The organism is Paenibacillus sp. LHD-38 (assembly GCF_031157315.1).
Taxonomy (GTDB): domain Bacteria; phylum Bacillota; class Bacilli; order Paenibacillales; family Paenibacillaceae; genus Pristimantibacillus.
The window spans coordinates 1-24152 of record NZ_JAVIFU010000024.1 but is presented as its reverse complement, the minus strand read 5'-3'; the positions used below and the strand labels follow the sequence as shown (position 1 = coordinate 24152).

20 protein-coding genes and 1 pseudogene are annotated in these 24152 nt (G+C 47.0%); 5 read left to right on the top strand and 16 right to left on the bottom strand.

All coding sequences use genetic code 11. From position 1 onward, the window contains the following. Positions 1-2 precede the first annotated feature (2 nt). From RCO25_RS20185 to RCO25_RS20140, 10 genes are all read right to left on the bottom strand, one after another. A complete protein-coding gene (locus tag RCO25_RS20185; RefSeq protein WP_308997928.1) occupies positions 3-992 on the bottom strand; it encodes an NAD-dependent epimerase/dehydratase family protein in 990 nt (329 codons plus the stop codon). A 17-nt stretch (positions 993-1009) separates the two neighbouring features. Further along, positions 1010-2122 carry a Gfo/Idh/MocA family protein gene (locus RCO25_RS20180; protein ID WP_308997927.1) on the bottom strand — a complete coding sequence of 371 codons (1113 nt, stop codon included), beginning with the start codon at positions 2120-2122 and terminating at the stop codon, positions 1010-1012. A 7-nt stretch (positions 2123-2129) separates the two neighbouring features. Beyond that, complete coding sequence (locus tag RCO25_RS20175) at positions 2130-2963, bottom strand: phytanoyl-CoA dioxygenase family protein (RefSeq protein WP_308997926.1); 834 nt, start codon at positions 2961-2963, stop codon at positions 2130-2132. 37 nt (positions 2964-3000) lie between these two features. After that, positions 3001-3786 (bottom strand): phytanoyl-CoA dioxygenase family protein, encoded by a 786-nt coding sequence (locus tag RCO25_RS20170; RefSeq protein ID WP_308997999.1) that lies wholly within the window; start codon positions 3784-3786, stop codon positions 3001-3003. An 80-nt stretch (positions 3787-3866) separates the two neighbouring features. Beyond that, positions 3867-4754, bottom strand: a complete 888-nt coding sequence (locus RCO25_RS20165; RefSeq protein ID WP_308997925.1) for a carbohydrate ABC transporter permease — start codon at positions 4752-4754, stop codon at positions 3867-3869. A gap of 19 nt (positions 4755-4773) precedes the next feature. Continuing rightward, positions 4774-5664, bottom strand: coding sequence for an ABC transporter permease (locus RCO25_RS20160; RefSeq protein WP_308997924.1), 891 nt, complete (start codon positions 5662-5664; stop codon positions 4774-4776). A gap of 80 nt (positions 5665-5744) precedes the next feature. Continuing rightward, entirely contained in the window at positions 5745-7370 is a 1626-nt protein-coding gene (locus RCO25_RS20155) for a type 2 periplasmic-binding domain-containing protein (RefSeq protein WP_308997923.1), read from the bottom strand. A 146-nt stretch (positions 7371-7516) separates the two neighbouring features. Beyond that, on the bottom strand, positions 7517-8953 hold the full coding sequence (locus tag RCO25_RS20150) for a response regulator transcription factor (RefSeq protein WP_308997998.1): 1437 nt from the start codon (positions 8951-8953) through the stop codon (positions 7517-7519). Between the two features lie 7 nt (positions 8954-8960). After that, positions 8961-10688, bottom strand: a complete 1728-nt coding sequence (locus RCO25_RS20145; protein WP_308997922.1) for a sensor histidine kinase — start codon at positions 10686-10688, stop codon at positions 8961-8963. Positions 10689-10815: 127 nt separating this feature from the next. Next, on the bottom strand, positions 10816-11673 hold the full coding sequence (locus tag RCO25_RS20140) for a phytanoyl-CoA dioxygenase family protein (protein ID WP_308997921.1): 858 nt from the start codon (positions 11671-11673) through the stop codon (positions 10816-10818). 173 nt (positions 11674-11846) lie between these two features. On the opposite strand from RCO25_RS20140, the gene RCO25_RS20135 reads away from it, so the two are divergent. Further along, entirely contained in the window at positions 11847-12743 is an 897-nt protein-coding gene (locus tag RCO25_RS20135; RefSeq protein WP_308997920.1) for an AraC family transcriptional regulator, read from the top strand. Positions 12744-12981: 238 nt separating this feature from the next. On the opposite strand, the gene RCO25_RS20130 is transcribed toward RCO25_RS20135, so the two are convergent. Next, a complete protein-coding gene (locus RCO25_RS20130; protein ID WP_308997919.1) occupies positions 12982-16698 on the bottom strand; it encodes an LAGLIDADG family homing endonuclease in 3717 nt (1238 codons plus the stop codon). Between the two features lie 278 nt (positions 16699-16976). Here RCO25_RS20130 and RCO25_RS20125 point away from each other — a divergent pair, with 278 nt between their 5' ends. From RCO25_RS20125 to RCO25_RS20115, 3 genes are all read left to right on the top strand, one after another. Then, complete coding sequence (locus RCO25_RS20125; RefSeq protein ID WP_308997918.1) at positions 16977-18800, top strand: DEAD/DEAH box helicase; 1824 nt, start codon at positions 16977-16979, stop codon at positions 18798-18800. After that, complete coding sequence (locus tag RCO25_RS20120) at positions 18797-19756, top strand: YqhG family protein (RefSeq protein WP_308997917.1); 960 nt, start codon at positions 18797-18799, stop codon at positions 19754-19756. Before RCO25_RS20125 ends, RCO25_RS20120 begins: the two co-directional genes overlap by 4 nt. A 124-nt stretch (positions 19757-19880) precedes the next feature. Further along, on the top strand, positions 19881-20774 hold the full coding sequence (locus RCO25_RS20115) for a hypothetical protein (protein ID WP_308997916.1): 894 nt from the start codon (positions 19881-19883) through the stop codon (positions 20772-20774). Here RCO25_RS20115 and RCO25_RS20110 read toward each other — a convergent pair. Continuing rightward, positions 20765-20959 (bottom strand): YqzE family protein, encoded by a 195-nt coding sequence (locus RCO25_RS20110; protein ID WP_308997915.1) that lies wholly within the window; start codon positions 20957-20959, stop codon positions 20765-20767. The two genes, RCO25_RS20115 and RCO25_RS20110, sit on opposite strands and share 10 nt — an antisense overlap. Before the next feature lie 135 nt (positions 20960-21094). Between RCO25_RS20110 and RCO25_RS20105 the strand changes: the two genes are divergently transcribed. Further along, on the top strand, positions 21095-21796 hold the full coding sequence (locus RCO25_RS20105) for an N-acetylmuramoyl-L-alanine amidase family protein (RefSeq protein WP_308997914.1): 702 nt from the start codon (positions 21095-21097) through the stop codon (positions 21794-21796). Here RCO25_RS20105 and RCO25_RS20100 read toward each other — a convergent pair. The 4 genes and pseudogenes from RCO25_RS20100 to RCO25_RS35125 all read right to left on the bottom strand — a co-directional run. Further along, complete coding sequence (locus tag RCO25_RS20100) at positions 21761-22660, bottom strand: divergent polysaccharide deacetylase family protein (RefSeq protein WP_308997913.1); 900 nt, start codon at positions 22658-22660, stop codon at positions 21761-21763. The genes RCO25_RS20105 and RCO25_RS20100 overlap by 36 nt on opposite strands. Positions 22661-22777: 117 nt before the next feature. After that, positions 22778-23206 (bottom strand): Rrf2 family transcriptional regulator, encoded by a 429-nt coding sequence (locus tag RCO25_RS20095; RefSeq protein ID WP_308997912.1) that lies wholly within the window; start codon positions 23204-23206, stop codon positions 22778-22780. A 79-nt stretch (positions 23207-23285) separates the two neighbouring features. Then, entirely contained in the window at positions 23286-23888 is a 603-nt protein-coding gene (locus RCO25_RS20090) for a xanthine phosphoribosyltransferase (protein ID WP_308997911.1), read from the bottom strand. A 101-nt stretch (positions 23889-23989) separates the two neighbouring features. Continuing rightward, a pseudogene (locus tag RCO25_RS35125) lies at positions 23990-24152 on the bottom strand (ISNCY family transposase); the annotation flags it as partial.

The window sequence follows — 24152 nt, the reverse complement described above, 5'->3', positions numbered from 1 at the left end:
GGTTAGAATCTCCTTATTCTTTCCGAATGGCAGCCGTCAATGATAAGATCCTCCCAAGACTCCGAATCGGAGTCGGGAATTCTTCCTTCACGTTCCATGGCATCGAACACTTGCCGCATGCCTTCCTCCAACGATTGCGTAGGGACAAATTCTGGCACGTCCCTTAACAATTTTTGAGCGCTGTAATACGTGTCGTGCGCAAAAATTTCCCTGCAAATATCGAATCTATCCGGATCGATTGCCAGCAGCGTATCCAATTCCACTCCGACAGTCTCCACTTCCCGGTTCAGCACCTTCATAGCTGTACGATGATACTCCTCCCACGTTACGAGAGCCGGATTTACGAGATGATACACCTGCCCAATGCAGTGGGGTTTTCCAAGTACGCCTGCAAATCCCTTGGCCGCATCAGAAACATGCAAAAACTGATGAATGGCCTTGCCTTCTCCGCATAGGAGAATGGGCTTACCCTTGCGAATCCGGTCGATCCAGGAAAAATCCCAAGCCACTTGGCGAAGCATCCCTGAACGCGGCCCATAAGTCGTCGATGGTTTAATAATCGTGACCGGAAATCCATCCTGCCTGTGAGCTTGGAGAAGCGCTTGATCGGCAAGCGCCTTTCCTCTTCCATAACCCGATATCGGCCGAAGAGGATGCTCCTCGGGCACGGGTAGGCAATCATAATCAATGCCGTAGGTGCATACGGTCGAGCATTGAACGAATTGTCCGACATCGCGAAAAGCTTCTATGCTCGTTAACGCATCCTCTTCCGTAAAGCTGATCATATCGATAACCGCGTCAAACCGTTCCTTCCTCATCTTGCTGATAAAGGTACTCTTGTCCCGACGGTCACCTACGATGACATTTACGCCATCAGGCACGTCTCCGCTTTTGCCGCGGTTGAAGCACGTAACCTCGTGGCCTTTCTCCAATAACCGGGCTACAATGCTCCCGCTTATATGACCTGTGCCGCCAAGCACCATGATCTTCATCTCTGCAGCTTTCCTATTTACTTGCATGGAAACGAAACCAGCTCATTTCGCGAAAGCATCGACACCGTTTGGGAAAGCCCTGTTTCCGCGCAATCATAAATGGCTTGCAAGCATTGGAGATTGAACACAGCCTGCTCATTAATGGTTGCCCGGGAATCCAGCCCTCTAACCTTCCGGTAAAAGTAATAGATTGGGTGGTCCATCACCGTGTATGGACTATTATGGGCGATAAGGCTCTCCTGCGTATTCACTTGCCCTTCCTTATCCTGTTTAAAAACAACCTCGTCCGTTTCAAAATAAGGAGACCATTTCACCGCACCCATCGTGCCTTCCAGCTCAACATGGTGGTATGGCTCTCCGTGGGTGCATGAGGCCCGCTCATACTGAACCCATACCTTCTTGCCTTCCGGCAGACAGTACTGCAGCATGGCCCCGACATGCCCTTCGACATCGTATGTGATATCCGCTGGATCGATCTCCGTAACCGGCTGACTGGTCCAGGCTGCAACGACTTCAATCGCCTCGGGATTCAAGAGATCATTCAAGACCGTAAAGTCATAAGGACCCCAATCCATCAATATTCCGCCCCCGCTTTTTACGCGATCCAGAAACCATTTGCTTTCCGGCTGGTATTCCACACCAGCCCGGGAACGCTGGTTGCGGTAAACGAAAGTCACTTTATACAAATTTCCCAATGTTTGCGAAAGCAGCAATTGTTTCACTTCTTCCGTTTTGGAGAGGCCAAGAAACCGGTCGCTGCAGCATCCAAGCATACGGTTTTGCCGCTTCGCAAGCTCAAGCAACTCCTCGGCTTCCTTTCCGTTCATCACGAGTGGTTTCTCGCAGAGCACATGCCGGCCGGACTTAAGCGCCATCCGCGACAATTCAAAGTGTGTAAACGGAGGCGTACCGATAATAACGATATCGTCCTCCTTTGCAGCCTCCGATAGCATCACGCCTGCATCGGCATAAGCCTCTGCCTCCGGAAATGCTTCTTGGAAAACGGAAAGCGTTTGCTGATTCGGATCCGCGACCTTTAGCAATACTGGCTCTTCAACCGATAGCTTCCGCACTGCTTCCGCATGATATCTGCCGATTACTCCAGCGCCAATAATATAAATTCTGATCATATCCGTATTACTCCCATGGCATCTTAGCAGGGAATCCTATTTTTTCCATGCGGAATGCTTCCTTTGCTTTTGGAGGCAGCTGATCGTAAGCATCTTGAGGAATTTGGATGTAGGATCCTCCGCCGTACCAACTCTTTCCAAAGATCATCGCGAGGTTTGTGCGGCGGTCATTGGAACGGTTAGGCGTGCCGCGATGCCACATACGGATATCGCGAATAACAATCGAACCGGCAGACATGAACACCTTCTCGGAATGCATGTATTCAGCCGCCCGTACAATATCAAGATAAGGATTAACGCTGCCGTCCAGCGTATCGTGATTCGCCCGGTCGGGATTTTGATGCGTACCTCCAGGCCAAACCTCGAGCGGTCCGTTCTCCTCCGTTACGTCCACCAAAGGAATATTTACGACCAAGCTGAAAATAGGAAGAGGGATTGACAATTCCGGAAAGAGCGGCATGATGTCGCAGTGTACATTCTGATAATCAGAGCCCGGCATCGGGGTATCCGAAGCCAAATACGTGCAGCGGTTATCCGTACCAAGAATTTTGTCCAGTACTGCCGTTGCGATCGGGTTGCAGATGACGTCTTCATCGATGTAAGGCTGCATGAAAGGCAAAAACATTTGCGCGCGGTTTGTCCCCGTATTATAGCCTTTACGCTCGATGAATTCGTCAAATAAGGGATCAAACGATTGCTTGATTTCGGCGATTTTCTCTTCGCTGAGCACCTTGTCAAATAACACATATCCGTTAGCTTTCACTTGCTCAACCGCGATTGCCAACGTTTCCGGATTCAACTGCTTGGTAGCCCGTTCTTGTTCTGTTAACTGAATTTTCATATTGAATTCCTCCATTATTTTAGTTTTGACTTTCAAATTACAGCTTTGGGAAGTAGGAATTGTCGAACCGCTGTCCTTCTTTCGGCCGCGGACCAAGAAGCCTGATATTATCGACATTGTGCCCCTTGTTTTGATAAGCCGTATCGCCCGGCATAAGATGGGCTACGACGGACAAACGCGGGTCATTGGATCGATTAGGCCCGGAAGCATGGAAGGTATAGGCATGATGAAAGCTAACGTGACCCGCTTTCAGGATCATTGGCACTTCATTCCACGTCCGGCCCTCCTTGGCGAACCGTTCCTTCAAAGCATCTAAATCCTGATTAAAAAAGGAATCGCTGGTTGGAACCAGCCCCCACTTGTGGGAACCAGGAATCACTAACATGGAGCCGTTTGCTACAGCCGTATCCTGCAGAGCGACCCAAGCCGTCACCAGATTGGTCTTATCGGTACACTGCCAATATGGATAATCCTGGTGCCAGCCCACATTCCCCGATTTTTCAGAAGCCTGCTCGCCTGTTCCCGGTTTATAGATGGCCTGGTCATACCACAGCCTCACTTCGTCCGTGTCCATCAACTGCGCTGCAATCTGCCCGATTAGCGGATTGGTGACCGCTTCTCTTACCTCATCGTTCACCCACCATGCATTATCCATCTTCCTCAGTTGGTACGGATTGCCGGTAGACTCCCATTCCGACAGCGGGAAGCCGTGTCCGTCATAATCACGGGCCCAAATCCGATCATGCGCTTTTCTCAATCGCTCTACTTGTTCATCATCAAAAATACGATCACTAATCCAGTATCCCTGTTCTTGATAAAACAGGAGATCTTCATTTGTTAGCTTAAACTGTCCGATCTTCCCCTACCTCCTTCTATGACTCTGATCGCCTATCTTCAATCCCCTTACTCCTTAACGGATCCAAGCATAATGCCGTGGATGAAAAACCGCTGCAGGAAAGGATAGATTAACAAAATGGGCAGCATCCCGATTACGATTTTCGCCGCATTCAAAGTTTGATTCGAAAGCTTTTTAAGCAATTCGATCTTCTCCACCGAGGATATATTTTGCATGTTCGTCTGGACGACAAACTGCTGAATATATGTCTGCAGCGGATAATTTTCCATGCTTCGCATAAAGATCAAGCCGTCGAAAAAAGAATTCCAATGGTTGACGATGCTAAATAGCGTGACCGTGGCTAGGGCAGGAGCGGATAGCGGAATAAATATCTTCATCAACATATACCATGGGCCTGCCCCATCGATATGCCCCGCTTCGGATAGCTCCTTAGGAATGCTCCGGAAAAAGTTGATCAGCAGGATTACGTTAAATACGGGAACCGCGGTTGGGAGAACCAGCGCCCAGATCGTGTCAAACATACCCAAATACTTCATCAAAATATAAAGAGGAATGATTCCTCCGCTGAACAGCATCGTCACGATAATGAACCACATGTACACATCGCGGGAGCTGAATTCCGTTACCTGCCGTGACAGCGGATAAGCCATCAATACGGTAATTAAAAAGTTGATGAGTCCGCCCAGCAGTACCCGATTTATGGATACAAAAAAGGAGCCAAGAAAATTTTTATCCTTCAAAATCGTGTCATAGGCATAGGTATTGAAGCCCACAGGCCATATGGTCACTTCTCCCGCTGCTGCCGCTGCTTTATCGCTAAAGGAAACGGCAACCGTATACAAAATCGGAGCCAATGAAAGAAACGCAATGACCGTCATTAGCGTGTACAAGCTGCCTTTAAATAGACGCGCTTTCCACGATTGGTTCCGAACCACGAGTAATCACCCTTTCCTATTAAAAAATGCGATAATTGGCGAATCTTCCAGCAAGCCGGTACGAGATAACGATTAATATTAAGGCAATAACCGATTTCATTAATCCGACCGCCGTAGCTAAGCCGAATTGGGCTTGTACGATACCGACACGGTAAACGTAAGTATCAATAATGTCGCCTGACTCATAAACTAGCGGATTGTATAAGTTGAAAATTTGATCGAACCCGGCATTTAATATGTTTCCAATGCTTAACGTCCCGAGTAGGACGATCGTTGGCGCGATGCCTGGCAATGTGACATGCCTTAATTTTTGCAGCCATGAAGCACCGTCGATTTCCGCCGCTTCGTATAGGGTTAAGCTGATTCCGGTCAATGCCGCAAGGAAAATAATCGCGTTAAAGCCGAATTCCTTCCATACGTCGCTTGAAATGATAATCCACGGAAACAACGTATTGTTGCCAAGAAACATAATCGGCTCCATTCCCAAAGCCTGAAGTGCATTGTTCACGACACCGTCAAGCGAGAGAAGGTCGATAATGATACCGGATAAAATAACCCATGACAAAAAGTGGGGCAAATAGACAATCGTCTGAACCCAGCGTTTAAAAGCTACTTTACTTACTTCATTTAATAGAATGGCAAAAATCAAAGGAATAACGCTATTGGCTATAATCTTCCAAAACGCGATATTGATCGTGTTAAAAAAAATCGTTTTGCTATCCCTCATATCAAACAAATATTTAAAGTTTTCAAATCCAATCCATGGCGACTTCGTTAAACCTAGCCCCATTTTGAAATCCTGAAAGGCCAGTACAATGCCAACCATAGGGATTACGCTGAAAATGATGAGCAGGAGCATTCCTGGCAACAACATCAAGTGATATTGTTTTTGAAAAAGGTGATGTTTCATCTCTATGCCTCATTTCCTTAAGAAACCGCCGATACTGGCAAGCGCTGCGACAATCCGCAGCACTTCGTATCGTTCATGAACTATTTCAATATTTCTTCATCGATTTCTTTTATAATCGTCGTTCCGCCCTCGGCCTTCCAATCCTCCACAAACTTATCGAACGCATTCAATTCCAAACTTCCAAGCACGATCTTGTAAAACGTTTCATTTTCCAGCTTCTGCAAATTAGCCCATCTGCGTTCCATCGTCTTCGTCGACGTATTGAATACGGGATCGGTCGCGTTCATCTCTAGCTTCAGAACGCCGGCCCCCTCCAGATATGCATGCGGAGCGGCCCAATCATCGGCATTCGCTCTAGGGTTTTCCTTGTCTTTGAGCGCCTGCTTGTAAACCAATTGCATTTCGCCATCCAAGGTATCCGGATCGACCTTGCCTGCTAACGCATCCACGAGAAGCTCGTGCTTGATCGTTGCGGCGTTCGGATAATCCGTGATAATCGTTAACGGCCACAAAGAATGGCCTACAATCAATTCTTTTTCCTTTTCATTTGGCGTATGGGACACTTGATCGTACATATTGGCATAGACGATTGCCGCTTCCGGATGCTTGAAGCCTTTCTTCACGACCAGATAAGACTGGGCCGCCGGCAGCAAGGCAATGTTGTATTCGCCTTGTTTGTCCGCAACCATATAAGCTTTCCAATCCGCTTTCGGATCGTTCTTGACCGAACCGGTCAATGCCCACGGCGTCCACCAAGGACCGAAGAACGCACCCGCTTTGCCGCTTGCTACGAGCTCTTCCGGACTCTTCCTCAGTGCGAACTCTTTATCGATAAGGCCTTCCTTGTACATGTCGCGGATAACGGCTAACGCTTCTTTCGTTTCCGGCATCGTAGAACCATATACGGTATTGCCCGCTTCGTCTTTCACCCAAGTTAACGGATACGACTTGAATGCGATAAAAATCCCTTTGAAATCGTGCAGGCCGCCTCCCTGAGCAGAGAGGTTCACGTTGTTGCCGGTTAAGCCGATCGTATCAGCACTGCCGTTTCCATCCGGGTCCTGCTCTACGAACGCTTTCAGCATGCCTCTCAATTCCCCGATGTTTTTGGGAGGCTGAAGACCAAGCTTATCCAGCCAGTCCTGACGAACCCAAAGCATGGAAGGAGCATCTGCTTGAATGCCTACGCTCGGTATGGCGAGCAATTTTCCACCGTACGTCGCGGAATCGATGACCTTATTATCCGTTGCTTGATAGAACTTTTTAATTTCCGGCGTTACGTATTTCTCATATACCTTTGTCAAATCTTCAAGCTGATTTGATGCTGCCATGGCCCTGAACGTCTTCTCGTCCACGACCATCATGTCTGGAATGTCATTGCTTGCAATCGCCAGCTGCATTTTTTGATCATAGTCCGTTGACGAAGCGTACCACATCACCTTTGTTTTAATATTCGTTCTTTCGAAAACATACTTGGTATATGCATTGTCTTCAATCGTCTCGCCAGCTTCCATATTGAGGTCCGGAAGAACGGATTTAATGACCTTCACCTCTACCGGCTCAGGCAGACGAAACGGATCCACCGGCTGATCGTCGGATACTTGCTGCTCATCAGGCTTCGATGTATCGGAGATGTTGTTGGCGCTGCAACCAGTAAATACGAGAGAGGCAGCTAATAATAGGCCGAGCATTTTCGTAGCCTTCAATTCCCCCACCCTTTCCTAAGTTATTATTGTTTGCGTTTTCATTATAAAACAGAAAAAACTCCCGAAGGGAGTATCCAGCGTCCTTAGTATCGTGTAGAATCGTACTTTTAAATACGATTCTTCACGCCGTAACGGATGATACTATTCTATTCATCGGATAATTGTGCACCCTGTTTCTGCTGTTGGCGGTAATCGCTTGGCGTCATACCTGTCTGTTCGCGAAAGAGCCGGCTAAAATACTTTTCGTTCGGGTATCCGGTCTTTTCTGCAATCCGGATGATAGGGATGCCCGTTTGCGCGAGCAGCTCCTCTGCTTTGGCTATACGCCTATCGCGGATATACTCGTTAAACGGCTTTCCTAAAATATCCTTAAAGCACTGGCTGAAGTAACTTCGGCTCATATTGACCGAGTTCGCCATCTCAATGAGGCCGATTTGCTGCGTAATATCTTGAGCAATTAAATCTGCCGCCTTCAAGATGCTTTCGACGATCGGCCTCGAATACATCGCTTTATTCGTTAATTCGATCATGCTCCTTCTAATCTCCCCTAGCCATTCAACCCATTCATACCAGTACATTAAACTGCCGATCGGGTTGCAAACCGATAACTGCCCGGTGGACAACGTTCGTTCCCACTCGCGAAAAGCCGAATAAAAAATACTTTCCAGCTTCTCCTTCGACAGCATCATCTGCTTCAGCTCCGCTTGAAACCGGTCGAATATGAGGTCATTGTTCACCCACGCTAGTGATGACCACCGTTTATGCATATCGAGAATATCTTCATCGAATACAATCGGTCTGTTTTGCTGCTCCGAAACAAGGGAAACGTTATAATAACGCTTACCATCTTCCAATTCATACAACAATCCCCGGTGGCGGAATTCCCGAAGCCATTTGACGGCTGCCGACTTCTCAAAACCTTCAAGATCGGACAATCTAATGATCACGATGTCAGGCTCGATCTGTAGACACTCATGTAAATTCTTCTCCGTAAGCCAGTCGGCTTCCCCGCTTTCCCGAACCCACAGCCATACTCCCTGTTCCGCTTCCGTCAAGTAATCGCCCGGATTTAACGGCAAACGCTCAGGCCATTGATCGTCTTGTTCGGCATCGGTATTCAAGGATATTAAAGCTACGCCGCTGCCGCTTTGAAAATGTAAGGGTTCGTTCTTCTCCGGCAAGTTTCGTTGAGTGGAATTTCGTTTCCCTGTTTCCTCCGTTATCCGCCCCATAATGCGTGTGAGAACATCATCCATTTTTTCCTTTTCCAACTGCAGCTTAACGATATAATCGATCGCTCCAAGACGGAGCGACTCTTGTATATATTCGAAATCCTGATGAAAAGTTAAGACCACCAGCCAGATGTTAGGGTAACGGATCCGGACGGTACGCATTAATTCAATGCCCGACATGACAGGCATGGCCAAATCCGTTATAAGTATATCAACGTCGTTGTTCTCCAAAAATTGAAGCGCAGCCTCACCGTTTGCCGCTTCACCGATAACCTTCAGCCCGAATTTCTGCCAAGGCATCAGAACAATCAGCCCTTTACGGACCAATTTATCATCGTCCACAATCAGCACGTTCAACCTATTCACCGTCCTTCTTCAAAGGAATTCGCATCAAAACAGTGGTTCCTCCAGCCTCATTACTCTTAATTTGCAATTCGGCTTCCGAACCGTAGCGAGATGAAAGCACCCGCTTAATGTAATTCATGCCGATGCCAAATCCCATTTTTTTGTTTTCGCCGCGTTCATTATGAAGCAGCTTTTCAATTTTTTCCTCGGACAAACTGATTCCATTATCGGCGACGGAAAGAACGACATGGGATGCTTCCTCTAATCGAACCTGTACATGGATAACCCCGTCATCCCCTAGGCCATGGTACAGCGCATTCTCAACGATAGGCTGCAAGATAAACCTTGGGATTTCCAGATCCCCGATGGAAGCATCCGCTTCGATTTGAACGTCAAAGCGAAAGTCGTACCGAATTTGCTGCAAATTCAAATATTCTTTCAGTGCGTCAATTTCTTGTTTGATTGTCGTATCTTGGCCCTGCTTGTCCAAATTATAATGGAGCAGCTTGTTGAGCGAGGTGGCAAGTCCATCGATCTCATCTTGACCGTTCAAGCGCGCGATCCAACAGACCGTATCGAGCGTGTTATAGAGAAAGTGTGGATTGATCTGATACATCAGCTTCTCCACTTCAAGGTCTGCCTTTTTTTTCTCCGTTTGCTTCACTTCAGCTAGGAGCTCCCAAATCCGTAAGCGCATATTCCAAAACTGTTTAAGCAAGCGGTCAAATTCGGGTATATGCGTCGTCTTTAATTCCGAATGAAAGTTTTGGTTCGTAAGCTGCATGATTTCTTTATTAAACTTCGTAAGCGGAACGTACACCATCCGCCAAAGGATCCATCCAAGCAGCAAGCTAACGGCGATGGACAGAAAAGAGAAACCGAAAAATTGCTTAAACCATTCCGATATTTCCTTGTTATATTCGAGCTGGGGGATGACCGAAACAACGCTCCACCCTTGATTGCTTACATTACGAAATAAATAATAGTCCTTATAGCCAGCGGATTTACCTGACGTATTGTCACCTGGGTACACCGAACCAACGGGAAAATCCAACGCATTCTCACTATAGCTGACCACGCCCTTATCATTGACGATGAGATGGTCTACATGCATGCCCTTCTGGTTGCTCTGCAATATTTTCTGGGTGAATTTATAACTCGTCTCCACATAGACGTAAACATCCTCCTGGTCTAGGACATTGACATGCCGGAACACGGAGATGACGTTGCTATCGTCGAAGCGGTTCCCCGATTTATGCGGACCATAATACGTGATATTATCAAACCGCTGTAAGACTGGTAAGTCTTCCAGATGAAAGTCCTTTTTTGTGGGGAAATTTTGAAATAGAAAGCTCTTCTCGTTTTTAAAATAATAAGACATCAATCCAATGGAAGGATTGGAAAAGTTTATAATATTTAGTTTCGTAATAAGCTCCTTATCCAACCGCGACTTCTCGTACACGTTTTCCGTATTCAAATAGTTCTGTAAACCACGACCTACATTCCCTTCAAAAGCCATCTGCTGCGTCACATAATTCAGGTTAGATATCGTATTCTCAAGCGAAAGCGCAACCTGCTGCAAATTATTCTGAACGCTCGCTTCGATTTTATTGTTCAACATCGCATACATTTTGTAATACGAAAGAGTCCCGATTAAGGAGAGTGGAATAAGCGAGCTTGTTAGAATGATAATAAGCATACGTTTTTTCAGAGAAAGCTTCGCTAATTTCCCAACCTTCAAAACACGTCCTCCTCTCAATACCCGCTTAACAACGATCATCTATTATGATTTCACAAAAACCCGATCTAATGCGATCGGGTTTTATAACATTTTATATGGAAGGGATGAAGGGATGGGATTTGGCCCCTCACCTTAACTCGCTTCCATTTTGATTGTAATTGCTATAGACAATCGGATTGAGCAGACTTGCCGCTAAATCTCCGACTTGGCAGCCAGGCAGCCAGTTTTGCAAATCGCTTTTGCGAGAATTGCTGTCCGGTTCCGCAACCTTAGTTCCGTCAGCATAATAGATAATGGTTATTACTTCACGCATCACGTCCGTGGGATTCCCCGGAGCCGAGTGCAGAGTCCAGCCTGCGTGGAAGGTTGCGTCGCCTGCAGCCATTGCCCCGTAATTCACTTGTGTCAATCCTTTTCCTTCGATATAGGTCTTCAGTGTCCGATGCGATTCATCCGAAATGAGCTCCCTGCTTAAGAACCCATTCAGATGAGATTCAGAAACAAAAGTCATAGACCCTACCTCCTCTGAGATAGGAACGAGCGGCATCCATAACGTAATTGTTTTGTCCGTATCGAGCGGCCAATAGATTTGATCCTGATGCCAAGGCGTGTGTCCTCCGCCCGGTTCTTTATATAAGGCTTGATCATGGTAGATCCGAACGCCGTCCACTCCCATGAGATCTGCGGCAATTTTGGCAAAGCGTTCAGCTAAAACAAATCGAGCTAGCTTTTCGTTCCTTTTCCATACGTTACCAATCTGAATAAATGCTTTGCCGTACGTATCCCTTTCCTCCATTGGTTTATCTTGGTAGTTCAGCTTCCTCACCAGTTCACTCATAATAGGTCTATAAGCCGCGATTTCATCTTCCGTTGCTACGTTCCGCAGCAGGATATGTCCGTTCTTTCCATAATCGGTTATTTGACTATTCGTCAGTTCAAAATTTTGATCAATTCGAGGCAGCTTTTCATCGTCAACGGTTTCCATGTGTAACATCTCCTGTCTACAATTTCACGTTCCTTGCACGTTCTATTGTAGAGTCATACCGTCATTAAATTCTTTGTGGGAACTGACCGATTTATTGTCAAAAATGACTGTTTACTTTAGAATGGCTGTAGAGCAGTACAGAGGTTGGACGTCTTTCAAATGAAAGGGATATCATGCTAACATTAACCGAATTGCTGGATAGCTCGCCTGTTCTTCCGTATATAAGGGAATGCGATTTCGCCGTGCGGTTGCCTTGGTTTACGCATGAAAGAAGACTGCTTGACTACTTGCTGATCTATATTCAGGAAGGTACGCTTAGAGTGACGGAAGAAGGCGTCGCAACGGATTACCAAGCAGGTGATTTCTGCCTGCTGCAACCTGGTACGCTGCATACGCTCGAAGGGCTGACGCACACGATCACACCATTTGCCCATTTGGATATTTTCTATCATTCGCAGCGCAAGGAAAGCTTTCCAACCAAGGCAGGGCAAACGGATTTAACGGCTTATCTCCATTTGCTTCAGCCTCGCATAAACGACATGGCAGGATTGCATATTCCTAGCCGATTCAAGCCTCACGACCCGTTTCGCTTCAAGGATACCATGCTTAGAATGGTTGAATGCTGGAACAGGCACGACCTCTTAAACCGTTTAGAAGCGCAAGGCTACGCAACCGAACTCATCATCATGCTGCTTCAGGATCATGCTGAACGAAGCTTGAATACGGCAACGTCTGACACTTCATTAAAGTGGATGACTTCATACCTTCATATGCATTTAGCCGAATCTATTACCATTGAAGAGATGGCGAGCCGAGCCAATCTTTCACCATCAAGATTCAGAACGGTATTCAAGCAGCAATTCGGTCAACCGCCGCATCAATATTTACTGCAGCTTAGGCTTCGCCATGCTTGCGAGCTGCTGCAGCAAACGAAATATCCGCTTCACACCATCGCCGAATATTGCGGATTTGCCGACCTGCATCATTTCTCAAAAATTTTTCGCAAGCATATCGGTGATGCCCCCGGCGCTTATCGCAAATCACGTCAGCAGGCCATAATGTTCCTCTAAGGCATTCACCGAAATTTATAAGCTAAATATGGATCAGTAAATACAACAGGCGATCGGAAAGTTTCCCGGTCGCCTGCTAAATTATCTCTTACTAGTTAAAGTAATTGGGCTAGACAATTATTCATAATTACCTAGCCCAATGTATATTTTTACGGAAATAATGAATATCACTTAATTATGGAATTTCACACACACAGTCAGTCACAACAATACAGAATGTTTATTAAAATTAGATTGCCTAACACTTACTAAATCCGCAATTCGCGCACTGCTTGCAGCCCTCAATATTGATCAGCGATGCAGAACCGCAGGAAGGGCATAAATCTCTGGAAGAGCCTTCGACTGCCTGATAGTTCTTACTCTCAGTCTTCACGGGAATGAGCTCAGCAGCAGCAGAATGTTCCTCCCCGCTCTCCATATGGAGCTCCAGCGATTTGGCTACGGCATCGGCAATGGACTCTACCCGATTAGCGCCAAACCCGATCGCTCCCGAGCCGCCGATTCCTTTCAAGTGTTTAATTAGCAGTTTAACTTTATTTCCGTGATCACCGTAACGCAGAAACAAAGAACAGACGCGGCCCAATGCTTCAGCCATCGCAAATACATCAGAGCCCGCTTTGCCTACGTTCAAAAAGATTTCGCCAGGCGTGCCAATCAGATCGTTAATCGTAATATAAGCCATGCCAAATGGCGTGTTCACCTTATAGGTTGCACCTCTCAGCACCTGCGGTCTTCGTTTATATTGTTTATCGAGTACCCGCTCCGATTGAATCGCCGGGACTGCCGCTTCTACCAAATCAGCGTCAAAATAATCCTCGCTATCCACATTCGGCGACGATAAAGCTGCGGATTGTTGTTCATTCGTCGTTACTCCCGCTTTATGCTCAGGTCCTTTATCCTTCGTCGTTGAAAGCACCTGAACATCTCGACTGCCATCCCGGTAAATGGTCACCCCTTTGCATCCCAGCTCAAATGCCAGCTCATACAGCCGCCCTGTTTCTTCTACTGTAAAGTCCGCAGGACAATTCGCCGTCTTTGAGATTGAGCTGTCTACCCAGCGCTGAATCGTCGCCTGCACTCGGATATGATCCTCGGCGGACAAGCTCATAGACGTTACAAAATATTCGGGCAGCTCCTCGCCTGGATGCGATTCCTTCCATGCCGCCGCAATAGGTACATCCTGCTTGTCGTAGCCAAGACGGCTCTGACGGTAATATTCGAATGCAAAATAAGGCTCTATGCCAGTCGAGGTTCCGACCATGGTCCCCGTGCTTCCGGTAGGCGCCTGCGTAATAACGGTCACATTGCGCATTCCCTTATCGGCAACAGCCTCTCCGATCTCCGGAAATTGTTCAATCATATGCTTCATAAAACCGCTTTTCACATATTTGTCTGCATCAAAGGCTTGGAATGATCCTTTCTCTGACGCAATTTCTGTGGATGCCAAATACGATTCTCTAGCCATAAAAGCGTACAACTTATCCATAAAGACCAAGGATTCCGCGCTTCCATAGCGAATGCCCAGCTTAATCATAAGCTCTGCCAGCCCCATCGTACCGAGCCCGATGCGTCGTTCCAGCTTCTGGTTGCGTTCATTTTCTTCAAAATGATAAGGGGTCTTGTCGATAACATTATCCAGAAACCGTACCGACCACCTCGTCACCTTCCCGAGTTCCTCCCATGCGACGTCATGCCTCTCCTCATCAAAAAACTTAGATAAGTTCACCGCAGATAAGTTGCATACTCCCCAGCCCGGCAAGCCTTGTTCTCCGCAGTTATGAACAACCATCCCATTGGCAATTAATGTGTTAGTAACAGGCTCATTTATATCATAAACCTGAACCAACTCCGCGTTTGTTATCGATACCACCTTAGAAATAAACTTCTCACTTTTTCGGGATCGTCGAGATATTCCTTCGAGAGCCAGTTGCTTTCTTACAATAAACTTAAAACCAATCTCTTCTTTAAAAACTACAATATTATTTCCAGATATGACTAATTCAAAAAACGGCTTACCTTGGTAAGTTCGCTGTTCTCCATTTTTCGATGTATAAGTAAACAATTTTTGTTGCTTCTTATTGCGATTATAAATATGTCCGTGTATACCGAAGTTTATCATTAAAAGTTGGACATCCTGCAACAATTTAATAGAAGATGATGTTAAGCGAACAGAGCGGTGCATCACATCTTTATCATATACCGTCCCGTCAGCACTAAATAAAGCTTGTAGATATGCAACTATTGTTTCTTTTGAAGCTGTAAAAATACAATTAGGAACCTCTTTCTCTCCTGCAGGTACAGCTTTTATTCCAATTTCTATTAACTGTTCCCGAAAAGCTTTGCGCCACCAAAATAGATGACTTGTGCCATTCTCTCGTTTATAAACCTTGGCTTCTGCACCGCTGAATTTCTTCCCAGCCTCTATCATAAGAGGTATAACTTCTTCATCGTCTTGACCAAACACCATACCAATATCGCCACGTTTGGAAAGCCACCCATCACCAGTCAGCCATCCTAGAAACATTCCCCAATCTTTTCCTAGATGGTCATGATCAGCAAATTGGCCTGCTCCAGATTGGATATAAACCGTATCTTCTTGTGTCAAATGTTGCGCTTCTTTCCAACCTGACGTCGTATAAATACGATGTTCCGGTGTAACTTTCAGATTCATCCCATTACTCAATGTGATTTTTATCGTTTGTTTTATTTCAGTAGGATAAACAGTAGCTGTTTGAATATCTGTACCAACAGCCTCATAACTTCGCCCGCCAACAACATTTGCTTGTCGAACTAATCGGTTGTCAGTAAAAATATTAAAAGACATATTTCCTACCCGTTTATATAAATCCTCAATCCTTATCATTCCGAATTCTGTAGAAATACGTGATTCCGGATGAAAACATGGATTTGTACTAATAATCGGATTAAAATACCAGCTGTTCGACATTTGATTATAATATTCCATGAAAACAACACCTGGCTCGGCAGATTTCCAAGCTGATTCGATAATGGCTTGCCAAATCTCGCGGGCGCGCACCGTTTTGTAAGGAATAATTTTTCGGCCAAGGCGTTTCCATTCCTCAAGATCGCCATTCCACAGCTCGTCATAGCCTGCTTCCTTCGTATCCGGGAAAACAAGCTCCCAATCCAGATCTTCCTTCACCGCCTGCATGAAAGCGTTGCTTACGCAAACCGATAAATTTGCATTCGTGACTTGGCCCATCGTTTGCTTGACCGTGATGAATTCCAATATATCCGGATGCCAATCATTCAACATAAGCATCAAGGCGCCTCTGCGGCTGCCGCCCTGTTCGATTAACCCCGTCGTATAGCTAAATAATCCTCCCCATGAAACCGCGCCGCTAGATGAACCATTAACCCCTGCCACAATTGCGCGGCGCGGTCGCAGCGAAGATAGATTCATCCCTACCCCTCCGCCGCGTGCCATGATTTCAGTCATTTCCGATAGGGTGGTTATAATCCCGCCGCGGCTGTCCTTCGGTGATGGGACGACGTAACAATTAAATAAAGTCAGCTCCTCGCTTGCGCCTGCGCCCGCAGCAATTCGTCCTCCGGGAACGAGCTTCCAATCATCCAAAATATATCTAAATCGCTCCTGCCATTCCTTCTTCTTATCCGGCTCATTCTCAACCGAGGCCATTGCGCCGGCTAGTCGATCCCACATTTCCTCTGGCGTCTTCTCGATTGTCAGCGTTAGCTTCTCGATGCTAGACTTCACTAGCTCTCCGCTTCTAAGCCTCACTGTCACCACGCTGCCTTCGCGCGCGATCACTTCCCCGACTTCCTTCACCGGGAACTTCGGATCGTCCTTCGTCAGGACGAGTACGATATCCCCTACCTTTGTATTGCTTGTATCGGCATTTTTCCAAGCGTAGCGGTCCAAAAATATTTTTTCACTTAGTCCCTCAAGTCGTTTTACGTTAGACGTCTCCATCGTAGCTGCTTCCTCCTTCGAACTACCGCGCTGCAAGCATATGTATAGCTATGATATGCATATAGCACAATATGTTGTGTGATATAACGATTATACTATACTATATATTGATTTTCATGCTTGTATATGGCTGAAAATAACAATCCCAGCCGCTTACATGCCCTTTCTCATTCTTTTTCTTGTCCATACTCTTTTTTAAGCATCATCTTATTATTATTGGATGAAAGGGTAATACTGATTACAACTTATCCCTTTTACTGCGGAAGGAGCTGGACCAGATGACATTCCATACAACGCCGCAGGCTGCCTCGGCCGAAGCGGGACACGCTATCACAACCCGTAAGCTTCATCCACTTGTCGACCTGCAATGTGACCGCTCATGGTTTGAAGAGCTGCAAAACCGTTTGACGCGGGGCGGTCCATGGGATGATTGGACGTTATATCAGCTCGCGATGGAGGCTGAGCAGGCGAAACGAATCGAAAGCTTCGAGCAGCTGCTGTGCCTGCGATCGCTGCCATCCTTCGAGCCGATGCCGCATCAAATCAGCACGGCGCGCAAGGTTGTTCACGAAATGGGCGGACGCGCGATTCTTGCTGATGAGGTTGGTCTCGGCAAAACGATAGAAGCGGGGCTCGTTCTCAAAGAATATATCGTTCGCGGATTAGCAAAACGCGTTTTAATTCTCGTACCAGCTTCACTTGTCCTGCAATGGGTGCGAGAGCTTAATCAAAAGTTCGGCATTTCTGCCGTAGCCCAGAAAAAAGCGCATACTTGGGGCTACGATGTGGTGGTTGCATCCATCGATACCGCAAAGAGGGAACCGCACCGCGAGCTTGTTCTCGGAACGGACTACGACCTCATCATTATTGACGAGGCACATAAACTGAAAAACAAGAAAACGACGAACTATCAGTTCGCTAATCTTTTACGCAAAAAATATTGCCTGCTGCTGACTGCCACTCCGATTCAAAACGATATGGATGAGCTGTTCAATCTCATCACGCTGCTCAAGCCCGGTCAGCTTGGCGGTTTAAGCGACTTTGCCGCTAATTTTGTCGTCGATAAACGCGTGCCGAAAAATGAAGATCAGCTGCAGGAAGCGCTCTCCGGCGTGATGATCCGCAACCGCCGAGGTGACGGCGGCATTCATTTTACGAAACGTTTTGTCAAAAACATCCCGCTCACCTTATCCGAGGATGAGAAGGCTCTCTATGATGCGGTAACCGGATTTGTAAAGGAGAGATACGAAGAAAGCGGCGGCGATTTGTCCAGCATGCTCTCTCTCGTTACGCTGCAGCGCGAGGTGTGCAGCAGCCGGGACGCCGTATTTTTAACACTCGTTAATCTATTCAAGAAAACAGCCGAGGACTCCCCTATGCGTCCAAAAATTTGGGAGCTTGTGGAGAAAATCCGCAGTATTAAAGCAAATACGAAAGCTGAAAAAGCGATGGAGCTTGTCAAAGAAATGAATGACAAGGTTATCATTTTTACGGAGTACCGGGCTACCCAAGAATATTTGCTGCAGTTTTTCCGCGCGCAGAACATGATTGCCGTTCCTTATCGAGGCGGTATGAACCGGGGCAAAAAGGATTGGATGATGGATTTATTCCGCGGCCGCGCACAAATCCTGATCGCTACGGAAGCTGGTGGCGAAGGCATCAATCTTCAATTTTGCCACCATATGATTAACTTTGATTTACCATGGAACCCCATGAGAGTGGAGCAGCGTATTGGCCGCGTGCATCGCCTAGGCCAAACAGAAGACGTGAAAATATACAATCTGTGCACTATCGGCACGATCGAAGAGCATATCGTAAATTTATTGCATGAAAAGATCAATCTGTTCGAGCTAGTGATTGGTGAGCTTGACCATATTCTAGAGCGCTTCGAGAAGGGCGATGGCTCATTGGAGCAGCGCCTTGCCAAAATGCTGCTTGAATCCGGCAATGAGACCGATTTAAAAAAGAAAATCAATCATTTGGGCTCCTCGCTCAGCCGAATCCGGGAAGAGGTATTGATTGGCGAAAACCCGCTGCCCGCCTGCCCCGATCTGCTTGTTAATTTGGATACGCTTGGACAAACCGTGGAGGTGCAGCCTTGAACGAGAAGCAGGTGCACAAATTTGTAAATCGATATTTAGAGGCGACAGAGTGTTCCATTTTAGAGAAATCACCCAGCCACTTTACGGTCAAGCTCTCTCCTCTCGCAGATCGCGAGCTGACAAACCGTCCGTATTATTGGAGCTTCGTGGACAGGGTCAACGCTGAACCGGAGACGATGACCTTCCTGTTCGTTACAGACAAAAACAAATATGACGCAGCCGAGGAAGCCAAAAAAGAAGAAACAGCAGCCATCCAGCTGAATGCCGCAGAAAACGCTCAAAATGAGGCTGCGAATGCCGCTCTTGGACGCTCGCTTGGCTTCGTTCATGGCAATCTCGCCGCTCCTGCCCGGGTGCCGCGCGAGGACTTGTTTTTTGGCGCGCGTAAGCTTGATATGCTCTTTGACGCTGCGAAAGCGAAGGGCAGCTTCGTTTATTTGTTTCAAGAGCCCGATAAGCGGAGCAGCAATCCTTTTTCATCCACGCCGTATACCGCATGGCTCGGCCTCAATATGCGCGTTGAATTCGCATGCGACCGCAAACGCGAGGAAATCCATTGCTTCGGCGTATCGCTTGCGACTGGACAATGCGTAGAGCAGTTTTATGACCGATTGCTCACCCATAAGCTTACACCCCGTCTGCCTGCGAATATTCATATTACCAAAAACGGTCTCTCCTTCAACAAAGCGCTTGCCATTGTGGAGCAAGCGCTTGAACGAAAGCTTCGCGCGTATGACTACAGCTGGGCAGAGAGTGCCTCTGCAAGACTTGAAGAGGAACTTGAGCGAATAAGCGGTTATTATGAACCGCTTATTAAGAATGCGCTTGAAGAAAATAAGCCGGCGATCGAGGAGCAATTCGCGCAACGGCAATCGGAAATAAAATGGCAGTACGAGCCTCGGGTGACTGCATCCGCCATTAACTGCGGCATCTTTCATCTTGAAGGCATCGACTGACATGGATTAGACGATATCCGCAGCGATACGTCAAAAAAAGGCGGTCGAAAGACCGCCATCACGTGACAGGTTATAACAGCCTTCTTAGGGCATGTCCGATACAATAGCAACGAGGTGATAAAATATGCGTAAAAAATTTATTAAGCTGACAGCGGCATGTGTATTAACCGCTCTTGTCCTCTATTCCGGCGGTTTACAATCGCAGCCTGCGGTAGCGCTTTCGAATCCGACAGCCATCTATGAGCCCGTACAGCAGCAAGCCGAGCAATGGGTAGCGGAACTGGCGTCCCAACCTTCATTTCAAGCTTGGAAGCAAGCATCGCTTGTCGTTTCCCCGATCGGGCCAGGTACGCACAGCTGGTTAGTGCTTGTTAAGCAAAATAAACTTACGGTCGGTTACCTCATTGTCCACGCAGTAGAGTCGGGTGGTTACCAGCTCGGTGAGTATGGGACAAGCAGCAGGCCTCCATTTGATGAGGGCACGCTTTCCAAATCCGTTCTGCAGCTTGAGCTGCTGCAACCCGCCTCCACAATTGAAGCTTTATATGTTAACCCCCTGCTCGCAGCCTGGAAGGTGGCATCTGAGCAGGAAACCTATTATACCGATGCTGCCAGCGGCGAAGGCCTTCCTATTCAGGAAAACGATTGGCTGGCTGCCGAATCAATAATGCCGGCTAATCTAGGACATATGCAAATCGGTGCAAAAGCAACGCTTTTAAAGCATGTATCCTTGCCCTCATTCAATGCTTATGACAAGCTTCCGTGGTTAACAAACCTACCGATAGCACTCAGTGCAACTGCTTATTCATCCTTATTCACAAAAATCAACAACAAAGAACAGCTCCGTTATACCGCTGAGCTGTTCGAAGGTCAAATGCTGTATGTTTGGTCCGTTGTCGGTTATAACAAATGGGACAGCGGCCAGATTTATGTCGCTCTTGAAGCAGGCGAGGATGGTTCAGACCGGCGTTATATTCCGGTCTCGCTGCTAATTGAACTTGGCCACTTTTACCGTTGACGCTCTGCGCGTCCCCGCCACCAAAGCAAAATACTCATAGGTCCCCAACCGAACCAACGCGTCAGCCAAGGCTCTCTTCGCGCTTTGGCTGATGTTCTTGATTGCCTTCGCTCTTCCCTCGGTGTCTCTATATAAGCTACAAATTTCTCCGTCACAAATTTCACGTACTCGTCGCCTTTTGCCATTTGCTGCTCCCCCTCAACTCCGTATGAAATGATAAGATCAGTTTGCCCTGCAGCTATCGAATGTAAACATGCATGAGTTATCCATCAAAAAGACAATCTAACCGTATGTCAAAGTGATCTGGAGGAATGACTCGCATGTTTCGTAAAATGGCTATGAGCTTTCTCGCGATATGGCTTGCTGTGCTCAGCAGCTCGACCATCGCTTTTGCGTGGCCGCTAATTCCGGTAGGCACCAAGCAGGATTGGGCGCTGCCGTCTACTGCCATCATCATTGATGCAGGTCATGGAGGTATTGACGGAGGCGCCTCCGCAGCCGATATTTTAGAGAAAGACATTAATTTAGCAGTAGCCCGAAAGCTTTATTTTATTTTACGAAGCCAAAATATACCCGCAGTACTTAATCGTACAGGTGATTACGCATTGAGCGATGATAATCGCTGGCATGTCACTCGCTCCAGACATCGCAAGGATTTGTCGCAGCGGCGGCAGCTTACTGAAGAAATTGACAACGAGCTGCTCATAAGCTTGCATGTGAATTGGTCGAAAAAGAGTTCGGAGAAAGGCCCTCTTGTTCTGCATCAGAACAGCGGAGAAAGCTCTTTGCTTGCATTTTGCATACAGGATGCGCTTAACCGACAGCAAAATACGGCCTTCCTCCCGCGGGAAGGAAAGCCGTTTTATTTGCTCAAACGCGTCCAAAATCCAGCCGTCATCGTCGAAATGGGCTTTATTAGCAGCGAAAATGATCGTAACATGCTGACTGACCCCAAGCGACAACAAGAGGTTGCTGAAGCGATTGCGTCAGGAATTAGGCAGTATAAGTGGATCGTTCACTGAGCCTCCGCTAATTAGCGCTGTCAGCTTAACAAATTGTACGTTTTGCTGCATAACGGGTATGGACTGCTGGAGAACCGCTGCCGTGAATTTCCCTGGCGGTCCCACATGACCTATCGTTATGCAGCTAACATGCGATTCTAGATGCTTGCGAAGTAAGCTAATTTGTTTTGAGATATGCTGGACCGTATACACATCATCGAGAAACACATCATTAGAAACAATCGGAACACCGAGTTCCGCTGCGATTTTTGGCACTACGGTTTTGTAGGTTGTCCGGCTATCGAGAAAAAAGAGACCCCGTTCCTTGCACACGCCAAGTACAATGCGCATCATCCTCTCGTCCGCCGTCACCTTTGAGCCCATATGATTATTCATGCCGATCGCGTACGGCACATCATCAATCGCATTCTCAACACGTCTCCGCACATCTTCATCGCTAAGATCCGTCGTTAAAGCGCCTGGTCCCAGCCACTTTCTAAGACCCTTGTTCGGTTCCATCGGCATATGAACAATTACGTCATGACCATGTTTATGCGCTTCCTCCGCGTCCTGCTTCGTCGTGGGCATAAACGGCATGATCGCAGCCGTAATTTTGATCGGAAGCTTCATCATCTCAGCCGTTCCATTCATTCCGTTTCCGAAATCATCAATGATAACCGCGACCGTGCGCACTTCTTCCTCTCCAGCAGTTTGTGCGTGTGCTATTGCACTACTCGCGGATACCTCAAAGCTGCTCGGGCTTCCGGCAGCCATTATAACGCCAAAAAGAACAACAGCCGCAGTTGTCCTCACGGGGAACCGCTTCTTCAATTGATGTATCGCCAGCTTTGTTTTTCCAACTAAACTGTCCTGCTGCATTCCCATTGCTGCACACGCCTCTCATCTTTTAATATCATTGTTTGTGAATAGGCTGGAAAATATGCTAAAACTTGCAGAGAATACAAAAAGAGGCCATTGTTTGGCCTCTCCATCTATTTATTCTTATTCGTCTGTCTTACTCATGACATCCTGTGTAATTTTCTCCAGCGTGATACTCGCCAGATTGTTCTCCATCGCCTTCTGCGCTTCATTAAAGGCCGTTTCAAGCGAAGACTGAATGTGGCGGCCAACCGTGCATGCCGGATTCGGCTTCTCGTGAATGGCGAACAGCTCATCTTGCCCGTTATTATGGACAGCATTGTAGATATCGTAAAGCGTAATCTCATTTGCCGGCCTTGTAATGACGGCACCTGCAATGCCTGCGCTTGTCGCGACAAGACCCGCTTTATTCAGTAAGCCCATAATTCTTCGGATGACGACAGGGTTGGTATTCACGCTGCCAGCGATAATGTCTGATGTCAGTCTTGCTGCCTTACTCGTCTCGAGTAACGTCATAATATGAACCGCTACCGCAAACCTATTGCTAGTCAACGCTATCACCGCCTGTCTTAAATTAACTTATCCTAAACGATCATCATGTAAGCATTATAGTTACATGCCGCTTGCATTGTCAATCAACAGTGCTGTCTACTGCTGCTAAATCTGGTGCAAAGGTTACTTTTCCGCCCGAAAGAGACGATATTCTTGCCAAGGAATGCACAAGATAGCCTAGCTCGATCAGCTTATTTCGCCCTGGCTGGAAGGCCTTCTCGATTACGATGCCGATACCTGCAACGGAAGCACCCGCTTGCTCTACGATTCGAGCTAAGCCAAGCGCTGCATCTCCATTGGCGAGAAAATCATCGATAATCAGCACTCGGTCCTTTGCTTCCAAAAACTTGCGCGATACCGTAACCTCACTCTCCTCCTGCTTCGTGAAAGAGAATATTTTTTCCGTATACAGATCATCTTTAAGGGTGAGCGACTTACGCTTACGCGCGAAGATCAGTGGCACATTCATTTGCAGCGCAGCCATGACTGCCGGAGCAATACCAGACGATTCCAGCGTAATCACCTTCGTAATCCCTTTCCCTGCAAAAAGTTCGGCAAAGATTTGGCCGATGCTGAACATCAGCTGCGGGTCAACCTGATGATTTAGGAAGGAATCTACCTTCAGCACATTATCGTTTAAAACTATCCCTTCCACCAAAATCTTTTGCTCTAATTGTTTCACAGCGGCTTCCTCCATTTTTATAAGATAATGTGTCAATCGTCTGTGAAAATGTCACTTTAACTGTTCGATGAAAATGTCACTTGCTAAAATGGAGGCCGCCCTTACCAGGAGGCCTCTGAAAAACCGTTGTGCTGTGAATACATATCATCTTGGAAGGCTCTGCGTTTTGTGTTACGGTTAGTAATGTTGTTGTCATACGTGGTTTTCCACGGATGATCGTCGGCGGGTTTGCGTTGGGGCGCAGAACTCGCCTTTTTCTTTTGT

Excerpts from the sequence above, each read along its gene's own strand:
- RCO25_RS20110 (WP_308997915.1), bottom strand. The coding sequence starts at position 20,959 with ATGGCAAAAGGCGACGAGTACGTGAAATTTGTGACGGAGAAATTTGTA.
- RCO25_RS20125 (WP_308997918.1), top strand. The coding sequence starts at position 16,977 with ATGACATTCCATACAACGCCGCAGGCTGCCTCGGCCGAAGCGGGACAC.
- RCO25_RS20180 (WP_308997927.1), bottom strand. The coding sequence starts at position 2,122 with ATGATCAGAATTTATATTATTGGCGCTGGAGTAATCGGCAGATATCAT.
- RCO25_RS20160 (WP_308997924.1), bottom strand. The coding sequence starts at position 5,664 with ATGAAACATCACCTTTTTCAAAAACAATATCACTTGATGTTGTTGCCA.
- RCO25_RS20135 (WP_308997920.1), top strand. The coding sequence starts at position 11,847 with ATGCTAACATTAACCGAATTGCTGGATAGCTCGCCTGTTCTTCCGTAT.
- RCO25_RS20130 (WP_308997919.1), bottom strand. The coding sequence starts at position 16,698 with ATGGAGACGTCTAACGTAAAACGACTTGAGGGACTAAGTGAAAAAATA.
- RCO25_RS20140 (WP_308997921.1), bottom strand. The coding sequence starts at position 11,673 with ATGGAAACCGTTGACGATGAAAAGCTGCCTCGAATTGATCAAAATTTT.
- RCO25_RS20115 (WP_308997916.1), top strand. The coding sequence starts at position 19,881 with ATGCGTAAAAAATTTATTAAGCTGACAGCGGCATGTGTATTAACCGCT.
- RCO25_RS20185 (WP_308997928.1), bottom strand. The coding sequence starts at position 992 with ATGAAGATCATGGTGCTTGGCGGCACAGGTCATATAAGCGGGAGCATT.
- RCO25_RS20105 (WP_308997914.1), top strand. The coding sequence starts at position 21,095 with ATGTTTCGTAAAATGGCTATGAGCTTTCTCGCGATATGGCTTGCTGTG.
- RCO25_RS20175 (WP_308997926.1), bottom strand. The coding sequence starts at position 2,963 with ATGAAAATTCAGTTAACAGAACAAGAACGGGCTACCAAGCAGTTGAAT.
- RCO25_RS20100 (WP_308997913.1), bottom strand. The coding sequence starts at position 22,660 with ATGGGAATGCAGCAGGACAGTTTAGTTGGAAAAACAAAGCTGGCGATA.